At 63.4% G+C, this 14,828-nt stretch carries 13 protein-coding genes; 4 read left to right on the forward strand and 9 right to left on the reverse strand.

Annotation, left to right across the window (positions count from 1 at the left end):
* Nucleotides 1–6: 6 nt before the first annotated feature.
* The 6 genes from E8L03_RS16200 to E8L03_RS16225 all read right to left on the reverse strand — a co-directional run bounded on the left by E8L03_RS16200 (nt 7) and on the right by E8L03_RS16225 (nt 4,738).
* On the reverse strand, nt 7–1,263 hold the full coding sequence (locus E8L03_RS16200; RefSeq protein ID WP_167512559.1) for an efflux RND transporter periplasmic adaptor subunit: 1,257 nt from the start codon (nt 1,261–1,263) through the stop codon (nt 7–9).
* A 106-nt stretch (nt 1,264–1,369) separates the two neighbouring features.
* Entirely contained in the window at nt 1,370–2,437 is a 1,068-nt protein-coding gene (locus E8L03_RS16205; RefSeq protein WP_144306324.1) for an Ldh family oxidoreductase, read from the reverse strand.
* Nucleotides 2,438–2,456: 19 nt separating this feature from the next.
* The gene (locus E8L03_RS16210; RefSeq protein WP_167512560.1) at nt 2,457–2,831 is read right to left on the reverse strand and encodes a rhodanese-like domain-containing protein; all 375 of its coding nucleotides are present in this window, start codon (nt 2,829–2,831) and stop codon (nt 2,457–2,459) included.
* Nucleotides 2,832–3,058: 227 nt separating this feature from the next.
* Complete coding sequence (locus E8L03_RS16215) at nt 3,059–3,589, reverse strand: carboxymuconolactone decarboxylase family protein (RefSeq protein ID WP_144306326.1); 531 nt, start codon at nt 3,587–3,589, stop codon at nt 3,059–3,061.
* A gap of 94 nt (nt 3,590–3,683) precedes the next feature.
* Entirely contained in the window at nt 3,684–4,019 is a 336-nt protein-coding gene (locus E8L03_RS16220) for an AzlD domain-containing protein (RefSeq protein ID WP_171267922.1), read from the reverse strand.
* Nucleotides 4,016–4,738 (reverse strand): AzlC family ABC transporter permease, encoded by a 723-nt coding sequence (locus E8L03_RS16225; protein WP_144306328.1) that lies wholly within the window; start codon nt 4,736–4,738, stop codon nt 4,016–4,018. The genes E8L03_RS16220 and E8L03_RS16225 overlap by 4 nt, the downstream gene beginning before the upstream one ends.
* A gap of 218 nt (nt 4,739–4,956) precedes the next feature.
* Between E8L03_RS16225 and E8L03_RS16230 the strand changes: the two genes are divergently transcribed.
* The 3 genes from E8L03_RS16230 (at nt 4,957) to E8L03_RS16240 (ending at nt 10,344) form a co-directional block, all read left to right on the forward strand.
* Nucleotides 4,957–7,242, forward strand: coding sequence for a SpoIIE family protein phosphatase (locus E8L03_RS16230; RefSeq protein ID WP_171267923.1), 2,286 nt, complete (start codon nt 4,957–4,959; stop codon nt 7,240–7,242).
* A gap of 17 nt (nt 7,243–7,259) precedes the next feature.
* Complete coding sequence (locus E8L03_RS16235; RefSeq protein WP_171267924.1) at nt 7,260–7,769, forward strand: NUDIX hydrolase; 510 nt, start codon at nt 7,260–7,262, stop codon at nt 7,767–7,769.
* Between the two features lie 427 nt (nt 7,770–8,196).
* Nucleotides 8,197–10,344, forward strand: a complete 2,148-nt coding sequence (locus E8L03_RS16240; RefSeq protein WP_171267925.1) for a methyl-accepting chemotaxis protein — start codon at nt 8,197–8,199, stop codon at nt 10,342–10,344.
* Between the two features lie 100 nt (nt 10,345–10,444).
* On the opposite strand, the gene E8L03_RS16245 is transcribed toward E8L03_RS16240, so the two are convergent.
* The gene (locus E8L03_RS16245; RefSeq protein WP_171267926.1) at nt 10,445–11,785 is read right to left on the reverse strand and encodes a TrpB-like pyridoxal phosphate-dependent enzyme; all 1,341 of its coding nucleotides are present in this window, start codon (nt 11,783–11,785) and stop codon (nt 10,445–10,447) included.
* Nucleotides 11,786–12,019: 234 nt separating this feature from the next.
* Here E8L03_RS16245 and E8L03_RS16250 point away from each other — a divergent pair, with 234 nt between their 5' ends.
* The gene (locus tag E8L03_RS16250; RefSeq protein ID WP_144306332.1) at nt 12,020–12,190 is read left to right on the forward strand and encodes a YjzC family protein; all 171 of its coding nucleotides are present in this window, start codon (nt 12,020–12,022) and stop codon (nt 12,188–12,190) included.
* A gap of 82 nt (nt 12,191–12,272) precedes the next feature.
* On the opposite strand, the gene E8L03_RS16255 is transcribed toward E8L03_RS16250, so the two are convergent.
* Nucleotides 12,273–12,701, reverse strand: a complete 429-nt coding sequence (locus tag E8L03_RS16255) for an Hsp20/alpha crystallin family protein (protein ID WP_144306333.1) — start codon at nt 12,699–12,701, stop codon at nt 12,273–12,275.
* A 233-nt stretch (nt 12,702–12,934) separates the two neighbouring features.
* On the reverse strand, nt 12,935–14,551 hold the full coding sequence (locus E8L03_RS16260) for a bacteriohemerythrin (protein ID WP_171267927.1): 1,617 nt from the start codon (nt 14,549–14,551) through the stop codon (nt 12,935–12,937).
* Between the last annotated feature and the right edge of the window lie 277 nt (nt 14,552–14,828).

A 14,828-nucleotide genomic window follows, 5' to 3' on the forward strand; every position in this document is an offset into this window, starting at 1 on the left:
GGCGCGTTATTCCGTCGCGTTGGATGCAGTGGCGTTGCCCGCTTCGGATGCGGTTGCCGACTGAACCGGGGCCGCCGTGGCATTGGCGTCGGTGACTTCCTGAATGGGCTCGATCTGCGGGCTCACGGTCATGCCTGGACGGAACTTCTGCAACCCTTCCACAAGAATGACGTCGCCGGCCTCAAGGCCGTCCTCCACCGTATAGAACTGGCCAACCTGGTTGCCGAGACGGATGCTCTTGGACACCAGGGTCCCGTTGTCCTGGGCCATGAGCACCTGCTTGATGCCCTGGACATCGTACACGGAGCGTTGGGGCACCAGCAGAGACTTGTCCTTGCGGCTCACCGTCACCCGCACCCGGCCGAAGAGGCCCGGCCGCAGGATGCCGTTGGGGTTGGGGAACACGGTGCGCACGCCCAGAGTGCCGGTCTGCTTGTTGATGGTGGGGTCTACGTAGTCAACGGTGCCGTTGTGCGCATACACATCGCCGTCGGAAAGGACGAGCTGGAAGGAGGGTGTGAACGAGCTCTTCTCCTGATGATCCTTGACGAAAGTCAGGTACTCCTGCTCGCTGATGGAGAAGTTTACGTACATGGGGTCGATGGAGGTGATCTCGGCCAGCAGGGTGTTCTCGCCCTGGCCCACCAGGCTGCCCACCTCCACCTTGGCCTTGCTGATGCGGCCTGCGAGAGGCGCTGTGACCTTGGTGTAGCCCAGGTTCAGCTGCGCTTGTTTCACGGCGGCCTTGTCGCTCTCCACCATGGCCTCGTACTCCTTGGCCTGGGTTTCGCGCGTGTCATACTCGGACTGGCTCACGGCCCCTTGGTCCACCAGCTCCTTGAAGCGCTGCTGGTCTTTGCGCGCCTTGATCATGGACGCCTCGTCCCGGGCCAGGTTCGCCTTGGCCTCGTTGAGCGTCTGCTCGTACTGGCTGGGGTCGATGGTGAAGAGGAGGTCGCCCGCGCTGACCACGGAGCCCTCCTCGTAGTGCCGTTCCTCCAGGAACCCAGCGACTCGCGCACGGACCTCGACCTTCTCTTTGGCCTGGGTCTCCGCCACGTACTCCATGGTGATGGGCACGTCTGCGGACTGGACCTTGACGGCCTTCACCTCCGGTGGAGGCGCCGCCTGGGCGGCGGGTTTTGCGGCGTCCTTCTTGGCCGTGGACTCGGGGGCGTCGCCGCCGCACGAGGCAAGGACAAGGAAGAAGCAAAGAGAAGCGAGAGGGACAAGACGGTGCAGCTTGGATGCAGTAAAGCGCATCATCATCTCCGGGTTGAGTGTTCACGGATGAGACGCACGAATTCACAACGAGCCTAACACTTAGCTGGAGCCGGGATACATGGCAAGCCGCAGGCGACCGGTAAAGCTAGGTAATGGCCGAAATTGTCGGCTCCAGGCCCCGTTTCCGGGCCATGTCCTCCAGCGTGGCGATGACGCCCGGGTCCACTGGCACGCCCTCGGCCCGGTTCCGCGCCGCGACACGGGCGGCGCGCTCTCCGGGGATCAGAATCTCCTCCACGCCTTCGCGTCGCCGGCTGCCCTTGATGCGGTCAATGAGCGCATCGGTGCGTTGGGTAAAGAGCTCCAGGTCCATGAAGGCGGAAATATCAAGGGCCTGGAAAAAGTGGCCCACGTCTTGCGGCCGCTCCGGCCCGGCGTACATGGAGGAAATGTCCGCGGAGAGGGATGAGCCGGAAAGCACGCCCGAGAAAAGCTCCACCAGCAGCGCCAGGGCGTAGCCCTTGTGCCCGGCCATGGTCAGCACCGTGCCCATCAGGGCGGCCTGGGCGTCGGTGGTGGGCTCGCCGTTCTTGTCCAGGGCCCAGCCCTCGGGAATGGGGTCGCCCCTCCGGTTGGCCGCTACGATGTTGCCGCGCGCAACCACCGAGGTCGCCATGTCGATGGCGATGTGCCAGCCCTTGCCCGTGGGGAAGGACGCGGCCAGGGGGTTGGTGCCGAACAGGGCCTCTGTTCCGCCCGCGGGCGCCATGGCAGGCTCGCAGTCGGTCGTGGCAAAGAGGATCATGCCCTGGTCGGCGGCGTGGTTGCAGTACTGCGCCATGGTGCCGCTATGCTGGGAGCCGCGCACCACCGCGGTGGCCGTACCGTTCTCGCGCGCCATGTCCAGCAGCGTCTCTACAGTCTTGAAGGACTGGACCTGGCCGATGCCGTTGGCGGCGTCCGCCAGGAGCACGCCCGGCCGGGGTCGTTCCAGAACGAGCTGCGCCGCGGGATCGACAAGGCCTTTGTCGATGCGCTGCAGATAGACGGGCAGGCGGGAGACGCCATGGGTGGACCTGCCGTGCAGGTCGGCATCCACCAGAGATGCAGCCAGGATGTCGGCATCTTGTGGGAGTACGGAGGAGGTCCGGGCCAGGCCGGCGCACAGCTCTCGCAGCGCGGCGGCGTCAAAACGCGGGTATTGATTGGGCAAACGAGTTCTCCAAGCGTGTTCAGTGTGCTATGGGCAGCCCGGCGTTGCGCCAGGCGTAGAACCCGCCCTGCAGCAGCCAGACCTTGGCGAAACCCAGGGCGGCCATCTTTTCGAAGGTCTGGAAGCTACGACCCTGGGTAGCGCAGTAAATAACATACGGCTTGTCGCGATCCAGCGACGCAAGCCGCTTCCAAAAATCGTCCTTGTTGTAGTCGAGCAGCCTGGCGTCCGGTATGTGGCCCTGATCGAACTCCAGCGGCGTGCGCAGATCGAGGATCACTGTGTCGGGGACGGAGTCGATGATGCCTGCGGCCTCGGAGGGCGAGACCATGCGCAACGTCTGGCCAGGCGCCTCCTTGGGCGCGGACGGCGAAAAGGGCTTGATGTAAGCCACGAACGCCACAGCTGCGAGGGCGAAGACAAGAAGAAGAGCGCGATTTACAAGCGTAGCGGGTTGCATCATCAATTCTGCCGGGCGGATTTGGTAAGCGCGGAAAATAAATCCGCGAAACAACGGTGTTAGGACGGATGCGGATAGATGGCAAGCAAGCCCAGCAGATAGAAGGGGGCGTCACGCCGCCCCCTGTTCTGAATATCTATTTCAACGGCCAGGGCCGGCGCCTAGCCGCAGCTCTTGTTTCCGGCGAACGCCTTCCACAACATGGTGGAGGAGATGAACGAAGTGGCGTGGAAGGACATGTCGAAGATGTCCTCGTCAGTCCAGCCCAGATCGCGCAGCGCGTCCACATCCTTGGACGTGACGGACTCCGGGGCGGCGACCACCTGAAGCGCGAAAAGGAGCAGGGCTTTGCGTTCCGGATCGATCTCGGCGGACTCGGGGGTCTCGCGCAGGGTGGCCAGCTCTTCGTCGCTCATCATGGCCGCGGCCTGCAGGATCATGCCATTGAAATCGTAACAGAACTGATGGCCGAGGCGGTGGGACAGGATGTAGCGCGTCATGGCCAGCAGCTCCATGTCCAGCCGCGGATGGTTCATATAGTAGCGCAGGAACTCCATCTGCCGGATCAGGATCTCGGGGCTGGCGGAGTGCAGCACCAGCGGATCGGGCACCGGAACGCCGGGAGGAAGCGCTGCGTATGCGTCGGCGATCTTGCCTTCGGCCTCGTCCGGCGGGGTATGGTTCAAGAGCATGGAGGTCTCCTTGTCGTGCGGCGGCTTGGGTTGAAGAGTTTTGTTCTGGTCTAGACGCCGCGCTCCGCAATGGCAAGGCGGGAGTGCGCCGGGATTAAAGCAGGAACCGCCACAGCCACAACGCCACGAGGCCGGCGGCAATGGTCATGAACATGTGCCGAGTGCGCCAGGCCACCACGGCGGCCACCAGCCCGGCCGCGATCTTGCCGCTCTGCCAGGACACGGCCAGCGTGGCCAAGCCGCCGCCCGGCGTGAGAATGGCCGGAGCCACCAGCGCGGCCAGCACGGCCGCCGGAATGGGCCGCAGCATGGTCATGAAGCGCGGCGACACCGTGCCCCGGATCAGCGCGAAAAAGGAAAAGCGCATCAGGAACGTGCCGGCGGACAGGATGGCCACCACGCCCCAGAAGGCTGCATCGTTAACGATCATTGTTCATCCTCCGTGCCCGGGGGACGCCGCTCCTCCGGCGGCCGGGCGTAGTATCCCGCCACAATGCCGACCACGGCGGCGATGAGGAAGCCGGTGTTGGCCGGCATGCTGGACAGCAGCACGGACAGGCCGCCACCCACTATCGCGGCGATGATCAGCCCGCGGTCCGTGAGCACCTGGAAGAGCAGCGCCAGAAAGGTGAGCGGCACGGCGAACTCCAGGCCCAGCTCCGGCGGCACGGCGCGGCCCAGCAGGGCTCCGGCTATGGTGCCGAGCTGCCACATGGTCCACACGCCCAGGGCGCATCCGGCGTAGTATGCCATCTTGGCGCGTTTGGGCAGCTGCGGCTCGCTGCGGAATTTGGAGACCGAGAGCGCGTACGACTGGTCCGAGAGGATGCAGGCAAACACCGCCTTGAGCGGCAGCGGCCGCTCGGCAAAGTACGGGGCGATGGACGCCGAGTACATGAGGTAGCGCATGTTGATGACCAGGCCGGTGAGCGCCGCCACCAGGACCGGAGCCCCACTCTTGAGCAGCGCCAGGCTGGCGATCTGGGAGGCCCCGGCAAAGGCCAGCAGCGAGAACAGCGAGGCGTCCAGGGCGCCGTGCCCGGTCTCGATCACCGTGATGCCGGCGATGACGCCGAAGGGCAGCACGCCGAGCAGGATGGGCGAGACGGCCCGCAGACCGAGAATGAAGTGTTTTGATGCGCGCGGCATGATGGGGCTTCCTTGTGAAACATTCTTCTCTACGGGCAGCGGGGCATAGGGTCAACGGAATCATAGGGGAATCGTGGGAGAATCACGGGGGAATCGGGGCAATCGTGGATATACCCATGGGATTGTGCAGGAACGCGCCGATCTGGCCATATTGCCTTTACAGCAAGCTCCGCCAACCGCTACATTGAACCATTGTACCTGACGATCCTGGTGAGCCCATGAGCATACGCTGGAAACTCTTCATCCTCCTTCTCCTGGTCACCCTGGCGCCCATTCTCCTGTTGCGGCTCAACGCCCAGCAGTCCATGCGCGAGGTGGGGGACGATCTTGCGAAACGCACCAGCTCGGCCCTCGTGGAGAACGTGGGCGACAGTCTGAAGCGTCTGGTGGAGGACCACGCCCGGCTGCTCAAACGAGAGCGCCAGCTCCTGGAAACAACGCTGGAGCTCCAGTCTTCACGCATCTCCCAGTTCAACGCCGGCCGGCTCTTCCTGCACCCCTCGGCAGAGCGCGACACGGACCGCACTTCGGTGCTCGATACCGGGCTCTATTGCAACAGCACGGCCACCGGCGAGTGCGTGGCCTTTGGCGTGGACGACAGCAGGCTCGTCGAGTTCCAGGGTGGCTGGGGCCGCTGGTGGGCCGGCCGGCCGGAAAAGACGGACCATCCCTACGTGCCCATATTCCGGGAATCCTTCAAGGAATACGGCGAGATGCTCATGTGGACGCTCTACGCGCGCACGGGCAAGGGGCTCCTGCTCTATCCGGCGCCTCCGCTTGGCGTCTTCAGCCAGGAGTGGCGGGATGACGGCGTGTCCGGCGGCCTGTACGGCGGCATGGGCATGATGCAGGACGGCAGCAGCATGATGCAGCACGGCATGGGCATGTCCCGCGGCATGATGCGCGGCATGGAGGGCATGCACGAGAACATGCGCCGGATGTGGCGTGGCATCCAGAACCTTCTGCCCCCGCCCGGCAAGGGCTCGACCAAGACCGTGTGGCACGGTCCTATGCAGGACCCCATGACCGGCCGCGCCGTGTTCGTCATCGTGCGGCCGTTGCTCTCCGCCGCCGGCGAGGCGGAAGGCCGTACGGCTTTCGTGGTGCCGGTCAACGCCTTGTTTCACGCGGGTGTCCACCTGCCGGACATCTCCACGTCCATGCAGGCGTACATGGTCAATGTGGAGGGCGGCCGACTGCGCATCGTGGCCAGCACGGTGCGGCGGCAGAACCCGGTGCATGGTGATGAGGCTCACATGGGCTGGCGGTTGAGCGGCGCGGAGACCATCTACCTGGGCGAGGCGGACGGCGAGGGCGTGTCCGAGATCGCCGCCGACCTGACGGACAAGAAGTCCGGCATCGCGGTCCAGCCCCTGGACGGCCGCGAGTCCATCTGGGTGTACGCGCCTGTGGGGCTCTCCGGGCTGCACCTCATCCTCGTTGCGCCGGAAAAGGACGTGGTGGCCCAGGCCGAGGCCCTGGGCGACTACGTGGAGAACCGCATCCATGGGCAGGTGCGCACCACAGGTATCATTCTGATCTTCGCCCTGGCCGCCATCCTGGCCGTCTCCTTCCTGCTCTCGCGCTCCATGACCCGGCGGCTGAAGATTCTGGCCAGGCAGGCCCGGCGGCTGTCGGAAGGGGACTTCGACGCCCGCTCCGACGTGGGCGGGCATGACGAGATCGGCGAGCTCGGCCGTGTGCTGGACAACACCGGACCGGCCCTCTCGGAGCATGTCTGCATCAAGGAAGCGCTGAACGTGGCCATGGAGGTGCAGCAGGCTCTCCTGCCGGACGGTTCCCCCGCGTTTGACGGCTTTGAAATCGCCGCACGCTGCGACTACAGCGACGAGACCGGCGGTGATTTCTACGACTTCGTGCCGCGCAGCATCTCCGGCGAATCCACACTGCTGGCCGTGGTGGGCGACGTCTCCGGCCACGGCATTCCGGCGGCGCTGCTCATGTCCTCGGCCCGCGCCTATCTGCGCAGCCGCGCCGCCCAGCCCGGACCGCCGCACGCTATTGTGGAGCACGTCAACACGCAGCTCTCCGGCGATACCTTCGGCACCGGCCAGTTCGTCACCCTGATGCTTATCGAGCTCAAAGCCGGAGGACGCGAGCTGCGCTGGGTTCGCGCCGGGCACGAGCCGGCCCTGCTGTTCGATCCGGCCACCGGCGCAATGACCGAGCTGATGGGACCGGGCGTCAGCCTTGGCGTGGACGACGATCTGACCTACGAAACCCGCGGCGTGGATATTGCCCCGGGGCAGATCGTTGTGGTGGGCACGGACGGCATCTGGGAGATGCGTTCGCCCGGCGGGGAGATGTACGGCAAGGAGCGTTTCCACGAGGCCGTGCGCCGCCATGCGCACCTGGACGTTCGCCAGATGGTGGATGCCATCTTCGATGACCTTTATGCCTACCTGGGCCATGCGCCCCAGGAAGACGACATCACTCTGCTCATCATCAAAGCAACGGACGAGACCGGCACCAACGCCGGATGAGTCCAGACCCCGGCACCATGCAACAACACTCTGTCGATTCCGTGCGCAAACGTTCCGCCGGCCTCCTGCTCTACCGTCGGCGCGGCCAGTCCATCGAAGTCTTCCTCGTCCATCCCGGCGGCCCGTACTTCAAGAACAAGGACGCCGGAGCGTGGTCCATTCCCAAAGGCGAGTACGAGGAGGGCGAGCCGCCTTTCGACACCGCCCGCCGCGAGTTCCACGAGGAAACCGGCCAGCTTCCACCGGCCGGCGGCTACGAGCCTCTGACGCCGATTCTGCAGAAAAACCGCAAGCGCGTGCGCGCCTGGGCTGTGGAAGGCGACGCCGACGCCGAGACCATAGTCTCCAACACCTTCAAGATGGAGTGGCCGCCCCGTTCCGGCAGGACCATCGAGATTCCGGAGGTGGACCGCGCCGCCTGGTACAGCCCGGACACCGCGCGCGACAAGATCAACCCGGCCCAATGGGCTCTGGTTGAGGAGCTGCTGGAGAAGCTGGGCCGGTCTTCCACTGACAACGGCGACTAGCAGGGTACGAAGAATGCCATCCCTTGAGCGCCTGCCAGGGCGCTATCCTCCCTGATTCGTTTCGCTTATCATCTCGTTTGACCTGTCCCGGGAAAGTATTGCCGCAGAAGTGCGACACCGGGACGAGAACACTCCTGGTTGCCGGCGGCGATGCGCGCCCTGGGCGTCTTCATTCATGATTTTTCCATGAGATCCGCAGGGGTCTGCGACGGCTTCGGCAGAGGCGGGGGAGACTGCCCTCGGCGGCCCCGGCGGGTCGCCATAGATCCGTCACACAGTCCATGTAGTGTAATATCGGATAGATACGTTGAGTACAATATTGGCCAAGGCAGCGCCTGTTTTTTCGGCACGATTTGTGCTAAAAAATAGTCAAATGGAATAAATGCATTAACCGGGCATAGACAACTTTGATTCCAAGGGGAGCGCGATGCGGTTCAAAGACTGGAGCCTGAGAAAGAAAATAGTCATTCCGTTGTTTGTTCTCATCCTGATTATCCTGACCGCCAGCACCTGGCTTATGACCAGGCAGGGCACGGAGATGGCGATCGATCAGGCAAAGACACTGGCCCAGGCGCAAGCCGAGGCCAACAGCAACAAGGTAAGCGGTACCCTCAATACCGCCATGACCGTGGGCAGAACAATACAATCGGCGTTCAATGAAGCCATGAAAGCCGATTCAGTTCCAAGGCGCGAGTACCTCGCCGCCTTTCTCAAGGATATTCTCGTCAATTACCCGGAGCTGTCCGGCAGTTGGGTCGTCTGTATCCCTGGGGCCTTTGACAACAGGGAGGAAGAGTACGCGGACGTATGGAAGGGGAACATGCGCGTGTACCATTACCGGGACAACGGCAAGATTGCCACGGCGTACCAGGGCAGCGAGAATATCAAGGGCGCGTGGTGGGAGGTCCCGAAAGAAACCGGCAGGGAAATGCTGACCCAACCCTATCCATGGGAAATGGGCAGCAAAACCCTGTGGCTGGCTTCGGCCTCCTTTCCCATCAAGCGCGACGGCGAGTTTGTCGGCGTGGTCGGTGTGGACTTCTACCTCGAAGATCTCCAGAAAATGGTGAAGGAGATCAATCCATTTGAGACTGGGTACGGCTTTCTGGTGGACAATAGCGGCAGCATTGTGGCGCATCCCGATGAGAAGCTCCTCGGCAAGAAGATCGAGGATGTTCAGGGGTCCGGCAATACGGCTCAATTGCTGGACGCCATACACAATGGCAAGCCGTACACGGCGATCCTGCAATCGCCGACAACGGACAGTGATATGTATTACGCCTACATGCCGATATCAGTGGGCCGGACCGACACGCCCTGGAGCCTGGCTGTCGCCATCCCCATGGACAAGGTTCGCGCGCAAGCCGGTGTTATCAGCAGAACCGGCATATGGACCGGCATTGGCGCCATGATCGCGCTGATTATAGTGTTGTTGATCATTGCGGGCATCATCAGCAAGCCTATTCTCAAGACGTCGGCCTACACCGAGCAGGTGGCCGCGGGCGACCTGCACGCCAATCTGGACATCGACCAGAAGGACGAAATCGGCGTCATGGCCGATTCATTGAAAAGCATGGTCGGTGAGCTCGATAAAACCATTATGCGGGCCCAGGAAAAAACGCAGGAAGCGGAAGAGGAATCCGAGAAAGCGAGGCTGGCGACGGCAGAGGCCGAGGAGGCCAGAAATCGCGCGGACAGGGCGCGGCTGGAAGGCTTGCATCATGCGGCGGAGCGCGTGGAGCGGGTGCTGGAGCATGTGGTTTCTGCCTCCGAAGAAATGTCCTCGCAATCCGAAGAGCTGCTTCGCGGCACCGACATTCAAAGCGAGCGCATCACGTCCACAGCCACGGCCATGGAGGAGATGAACACCACGGTTCTGGAAATCGCCCGCAACGCCAGCGACGCCGCCAAAGTGGGCAAGGAGGCCCAGGAGAAAGCGTCCAGTGGTGCGGAAGTGGTGGACGATTCCAAGGGCGCGATGGATTCGACCATCGCCGAGGTGAACAACCTCAAGGACAGCATGCAAGCGCTGGATTCGCAGGCCCAGGACATCGGAGCTATCATCGGCACTATCGAGGACATCGCCGACCAGACCAATTTATTGGCGCTGAACGCGGCCATCGAAGCCGCCCGGGCCGGCGAGGCGGGGCGCGGTTTCGCAGTGGTGGCCGACGAGGTCAGAAAGCTGGCGGAAAAGACCATGACGGCGACGAAGGAAGTGTCCGATTCCATAGGCGCGATTCAGAAGGTGGCAGGCACCAACATCTCCGCAATGGAAGGGGTGTTCAGTCGCATCTCGAGCGCGGGCGAGCTCTCCGTCCGCTCGGGCGAGATGCTCCGCGAGATCGTGCGCAAGACAGAGGACAGCGCAGCACAGATCGACGCCATTGCTACGGCGGCGGAGCAGCAGTCCGCCACGTCCGAGGAGATCAACAACGCCATCGAAGAGATCAACCGCATCACGATGGAAGCGTCCGAAGGGGTGCATGAGTTCACCACGGCCCTGAAGAGCCTGGCCGAGCAGGTGAGCGAGCTGCAGAAAATCGTCGAGGACCTCAAGTCCGAAAGCGACTAGGCCCCGCAGGCTTCACGCAGCAGACTGCGCGCAACGCAAAAGTCCCCCCGAACTCCAGCCAGGACGTTCGGGGGGACTGCTTTTTGGTATTTCCTGGTCCCTATATGTCCGGGCAGCTCTTGAGCGCTTCGGCGATCTCGGCGTCCGGATACTCGTAGTCGGTGAGCTTGCCGGAGAGATAGGCGTCGTAGGCGGCGAGGTCGAGCAGGCCGTGGCCGGAGTAGAGGAAGACCACGGTCTGTCCGGGCTCGGCGTTCTTGGCCGCCTCGATGGCGCCTTTGATGGCGTGGGCCGTTTCCGGCGCAGGCAGGAAGCCCTCGGTCTTGAGGAAGAGCATGGCCGCCTCGAAGACCTCCTTCTGGTAGTACGCCTGGGGCGTGACCAGGCCGGAGTCCACCATCTGGCAGAGGATGGGGGCGTTGCCGTGGTAGCGCAGGCCGCCGGCGTGGATGGGCGGGGGCGTGTAGGAGTGGCCGAGGGTGTGCATCTTGATGAGCGGGGTGAGCTGGGCCACGTCGCCGTAGTCGTAGCGGAACTGGCCCTTGGTCAGGGTGGGGCAGGCCATGGGCTCGATGGCGAGCATCTGCGGGCCGTGGCCGTCCAGGCACTCGGGCACAAAGGGCGCGAACAGGCCGGCGGCGTTGGAGCCGCCGCCTACGCAGCCCACCAGGATATCGGCCTTTTCACCGGCCAGAACGAGCTGGCTCTTGGTCTCCAGGCCGGTCACGCTCTGGTGGATGAGCACGTGGTTGAGCACGCTGCCCAGGGCGTAGTTGGTGTCCTCGTGGGTGGCGGCGTCTTCCACGGCTTCGGAAATGGCCAGACCCAGGCTGCCCGTGTGGTCCGGGTTCTTTTCCAGGGCGGCGCGGCCGGAGCGCGTCTTGTCCGAGGGCGAGGGGAAGATGGTGGCCCCGTAAGAGCGGATGAGCATGCCGCGGTAGGGCTTCTGCTCGAAGCTGACCTTGACCATATATACGGTGCAGTCGAGGTTGTACTGGACCGAGGCGAAGGAAAGGGCCGTGCCCCACTGACCGGCGCCGGTCTCGGTGGCTAGGCGCCTCAGCCCGGCCTGCTTGTTGTAGTAGGCCTGCGGTACGGCGGTGTTGGGCTTGTGCGAGCCGGCCGGGGAGAGGGACTCGTTCTTATAGTAGATCTTGACCTTCAGCCCCAAGGCCTCTTCCAGGCGCTTGGCGCGGACCAGGGGCGTGGGCCGCCAGAGGCGGTAGACGTCGCGCACGGGCTGGGGAATCTCGATCCAGGGCTGGTCGCTCATCTCCTGGGCGATGAGGGACTCGGGAAAGATGGCGGCCAGGGCGGCCGGGTCCACAGGCTCGTGGGTCTGAGGATCGAGCGGCGGCGCCACCGGAGAAGGCAGGTGGGGCATGACGTTATACCACGCCGTGGGTATCTCGCTTTCAGGCAGGTTGATGCGCAAGTCCACAGGATGCCTCCTTGAATGTGATTTCCCGCCGCTGGCGGCGTGTTGTCGAGGATGGCGCATCCTAGAGGAGGGGCGGGGCCGGCGTCAATTCTGGTGAATGAGCCGTGGGAGCCGCGGATTCAGGAAGAGACGGCGGTGTTTTCTGGTCGGGTGTGTTATGCTGGGGCAGGACCGTTCAACCAAGCCGGGAACGGGCCGGCGCGGACCAGACCGGCGCAATGCAAGGAGGCGGAGATGTCCGAGAAGAAAATTACGGTGAAACCTGGCGAGATCGTTCCGGATTCTGGGATATATATGGACGACAGCGGCAGGAAGGCGACCATGGTCAAAGGCGAGCATGCGCCGCCGACGTCCAAACCGGGCGAGCAGTGGACCCAGGTGGTATCCACCCATTCCCAGTCGTGAGCGTCTGGCCGGATAGCAAAGAAAACGGCGGAGCCCCTATCGCAGGGACTCCGCCGTTGTTGTTGGTTGGGCAGATGGTTGGTTACTGGATCTCGATCCTGCGGGGCCTGGCCTCCTCGACCTTGTTGATGGTCAGGGTGAGGATGCCGTTTTCCAGATGCGCCGAGGCTTCGCCCGCGGCGTGCCTGGGCAGGCGGATGGCGCGGGAGAACTCGCCGTAGCCGCGTTCGCTGAAGTGGTAACGCTCGCCCTCGGCGGTTTCGTCGTGCTTCTTCTCGGCGCGGATGGTCAGGACATTGTCCTCCAGGCTCACGTCGATGTCCTCGTTCTTGAAGCCGGGAAGCTCCGCAAAGATCACATAGGCCGTGTCCGTTTCCTTGAGCTCGATAGGGAAAGCGCCCGCGTGCGTGCGAACGTGGGTGCCCGCGCCAGGACGCATGGCGCTGGCGAAGAAGCGGTTCATCCAGTCAAGGTTGCGGTCAAAAGCGGAAAGTGGAGTGAGAGTTGTCATATCATTACCTCCAGAAAAGAGTGGTTGTTTGGTTCTGGAGTTCAGATAAGCATCCGGGCCGCACAGTCAAGAGGGCGCGTGGCTCATGCTGCCGGGATGTATGGGTAAAATGAGTCCGGCCCCCGGGCGGCAATAATGCAACAGCCGTCAGGGAGCCGGTTGGATGGGAGAAGATACGCGAGAGGCTGAGTTTTCTACGGCAACACAGCCAACGGGAGGTTCTCAACAGCCTGTCAGCGCACGCCGTGCTCCTTGAGGAATGGGACATATTTCTTGTCCGTGCCCATGATGTGGCCGGTGAGCCAGTCTTTGAGGAACTTCATGATCTCCATGGACAGGGTCACGCTGCCGGCCTTGAGCGCCTTGTCGAACTCCACGACCTTGTCCACGAACATGGTGTGGATTTCCTTGTGCGACTTGGTCTCGGGGTAGCCGTAGCGGTCGAAGAGCTTTTCCTCGTTGGCGAAGTGCTCCACCACGTAGTTCTTGAGCCGGTCGAGCACGTCGATGATGGCCTCGTTGGCCTTGCGCTGCTTCATGGCCTCGTTGAGCTCGTTGATGAGGTCCACGAGGATCTTGTGCTGGTCGTCGATGGAGTCGATGCCCACGGAAAGCTTGTCGCTCCAGACGATGAGCGGCCGGCCGGCGGCAGAGACATTGGCCGTGAGCGTGTGCTCGGAGTCGGACATCTCGCGGATGATCGAGTCGAGCTCGCCGATGAGCCCGGTCATGGAGCCCAGCGCGGCGGCCGAGCGGGCCATGCCCGTGGCGGTGCTCACGGCCACGTCGTTGACCTCGCTCACAGCGCGGTTGATCTCGTCCGAGGTGGCGGACTGCTCTTCCGATGCCGTGGCAATGGAGTCCATCTGCAGGGAAGAGCCCTCCACGTGGGAGACGATCTGGTCCATGAACTTGCCGGAGTCCTCGGCACGGGAGGCGGCAGCATCCATATCCTCGGCCACGGACTCCACCGAGGCCACGTTCTCCCGCGCCACCTTCTGGATGCCGAACACGGCCTCGCGCACCTCGTCGGTGGCGTGCATGGTCTTTTCGGCCAGCTTGCGCACCTCGTCCGCCACAACAGCGAAGCCACGGCCGGCCTCCCCGGCTCGGGCCGCCTCGATGGCCGCGTTGAGAGCGAGCAGGTTGGTCTGGTCGGCGATCTCGGTGACCATCTGCAGAACCTCGCCGATGGAATCGGCCTGGGTGTCCAGCGTGGACATGGTGGTCTTGAGGCCCATGATCCGCTCGCGAATCTGGGAGATGGTGGTGACGGCGCCGCGTACGTCGTCGGCTCCGTCCTGAGCGTTACTGCGGGACTCCGCCGCGCTGCCTGCCGCCTCGGCCGCGTTGCGTGCGACCTCGGCCACGGTGGCGTTCATCTCCTCCATGGCCGTGGCGATCTCGGCCATGCGGTCGCGCTGGATATCCACGCCCTGGTTGACCTCCTCCACCTCGTGGGAGAGCTCCTCCACGGACGAGGCGACCTGTCCGGAGATGGCGCGTGCGCGGGCAGCGCCGCCGGCAAGCTGCTGCAGTAGCGACGTGAGCGACTCGTTCTCTTCCCTGGCCTTTTCGAGCTGGGAGCGGAGCTCCGCCGCTTCGTTCCTTGCGGCGCTCAATCCGTTTTCTGAGCGTTCACACTCGCAGCGGAAGGTGTCCGCCAGCTTGGCCACGGCGGTCTGCAACGCGCCGAGCTCCAGCGGGGCCTGCGCCGGAGCGCCGGAGAAGTCGCCACCCGCGGCGGCCTCGGCAAACTTTTGGGTGGCGGCGACCGGTCCGAACACGCGAGCCGGCAGGGCTACTATGGCGTACCCGGCAGTGAGCACGGCTACAGCGGTCAGGGCCATCTGCAAACCAATACCAAGACCGAACCACGAGCATATGAAGAGCGTTACGGTTGCAAGCGCAGCGATACAAACCGCAGTGAAAATGCGTGAACCGAGAGACATTTTTCCTCCGGGCTATATACCCCGTACCTGTGCGAATTCGAAAATTAGCTCATTTATTGCGGGGAGTTGGGTGATACTTTAGCGAGACCCAAATACGCCCTTTTTTCCCAAAAGACAAACGGGCCATCCGAGGACGGCCCGTTTGAGAGAGATGCTATGGATGGATGATTTCAGA

Source organism: Oceanidesulfovibrio marinus, from assembly GCF_013085545.1.
In the GTDB taxonomy this organism is placed as follows: Bacteria; Desulfobacterota; Desulfovibrionia; order Desulfovibrionales; family Desulfovibrionaceae; genus Oceanidesulfovibrio; species Oceanidesulfovibrio marinus.

What these genes read in the sequence shown, in the direction of transcription:
- E8L03_RS16230 (WP_171267923.1), top strand. Translation starts at nt 4,957, where the DNA reads ATGAGCATACGCTGGAAACTCTTCATCCTCCTTCTCCTGGTCACCCTG.
- E8L03_RS16200 (WP_167512559.1), bottom strand. Translation starts at nt 1,263, where the DNA reads ATGCGCTTTACTGCATCCAAGCTGCACCGTCTTGTCCCTCTCGCTTCT.
- E8L03_RS16250 (WP_144306332.1), top strand. Translation starts at nt 12,020, where the DNA reads ATGTCCGAGAAGAAAATTACGGTGAAACCTGGCGAGATCGTTCCGGAT.
- E8L03_RS16235 (WP_171267924.1), top strand. Translation starts at nt 7,260, where the DNA reads ATGCAACAACACTCTGTCGATTCCGTGCGCAAACGTTCCGCCGGCCTC.
- E8L03_RS16225 (WP_144306328.1), bottom strand. Translation starts at nt 4,738, where the DNA reads ATGCCGCGCGCATCAAAACACTTCATTCTCGGTCTGCGGGCCGTCTCG.
- E8L03_RS16240 (WP_171267925.1), top strand. Translation starts at nt 8,197, where the DNA reads ATGCGGTTCAAAGACTGGAGCCTGAGAAAGAAAATAGTCATTCCGTTG.
- E8L03_RS16255 (WP_144306333.1), bottom strand. Translation starts at nt 12,701, where the DNA reads ATGACAACTCTCACTCCACTTTCCGCTTTTGACCGCAACCTTGACTGG.
- E8L03_RS16220 (WP_171267922.1), bottom strand. Translation starts at nt 4,019, where the DNA reads ATGATCGTTAACGATGCAGCCTTCTGGGGCGTGGTGGCCATCCTGTCC.
- E8L03_RS16215 (WP_144306326.1), bottom strand. Translation starts at nt 3,589, where the DNA reads ATGCTCTTGAACCATACCCCGCCGGACGAGGCCGAAGGCAAGATCGCC.
- E8L03_RS16260 (WP_171267927.1), bottom strand. Translation starts at nt 14,551, where the DNA reads ATGGCCCTGACCGCTGTAGCCGTGCTCACTGCCGGGTACGCCATAGTA.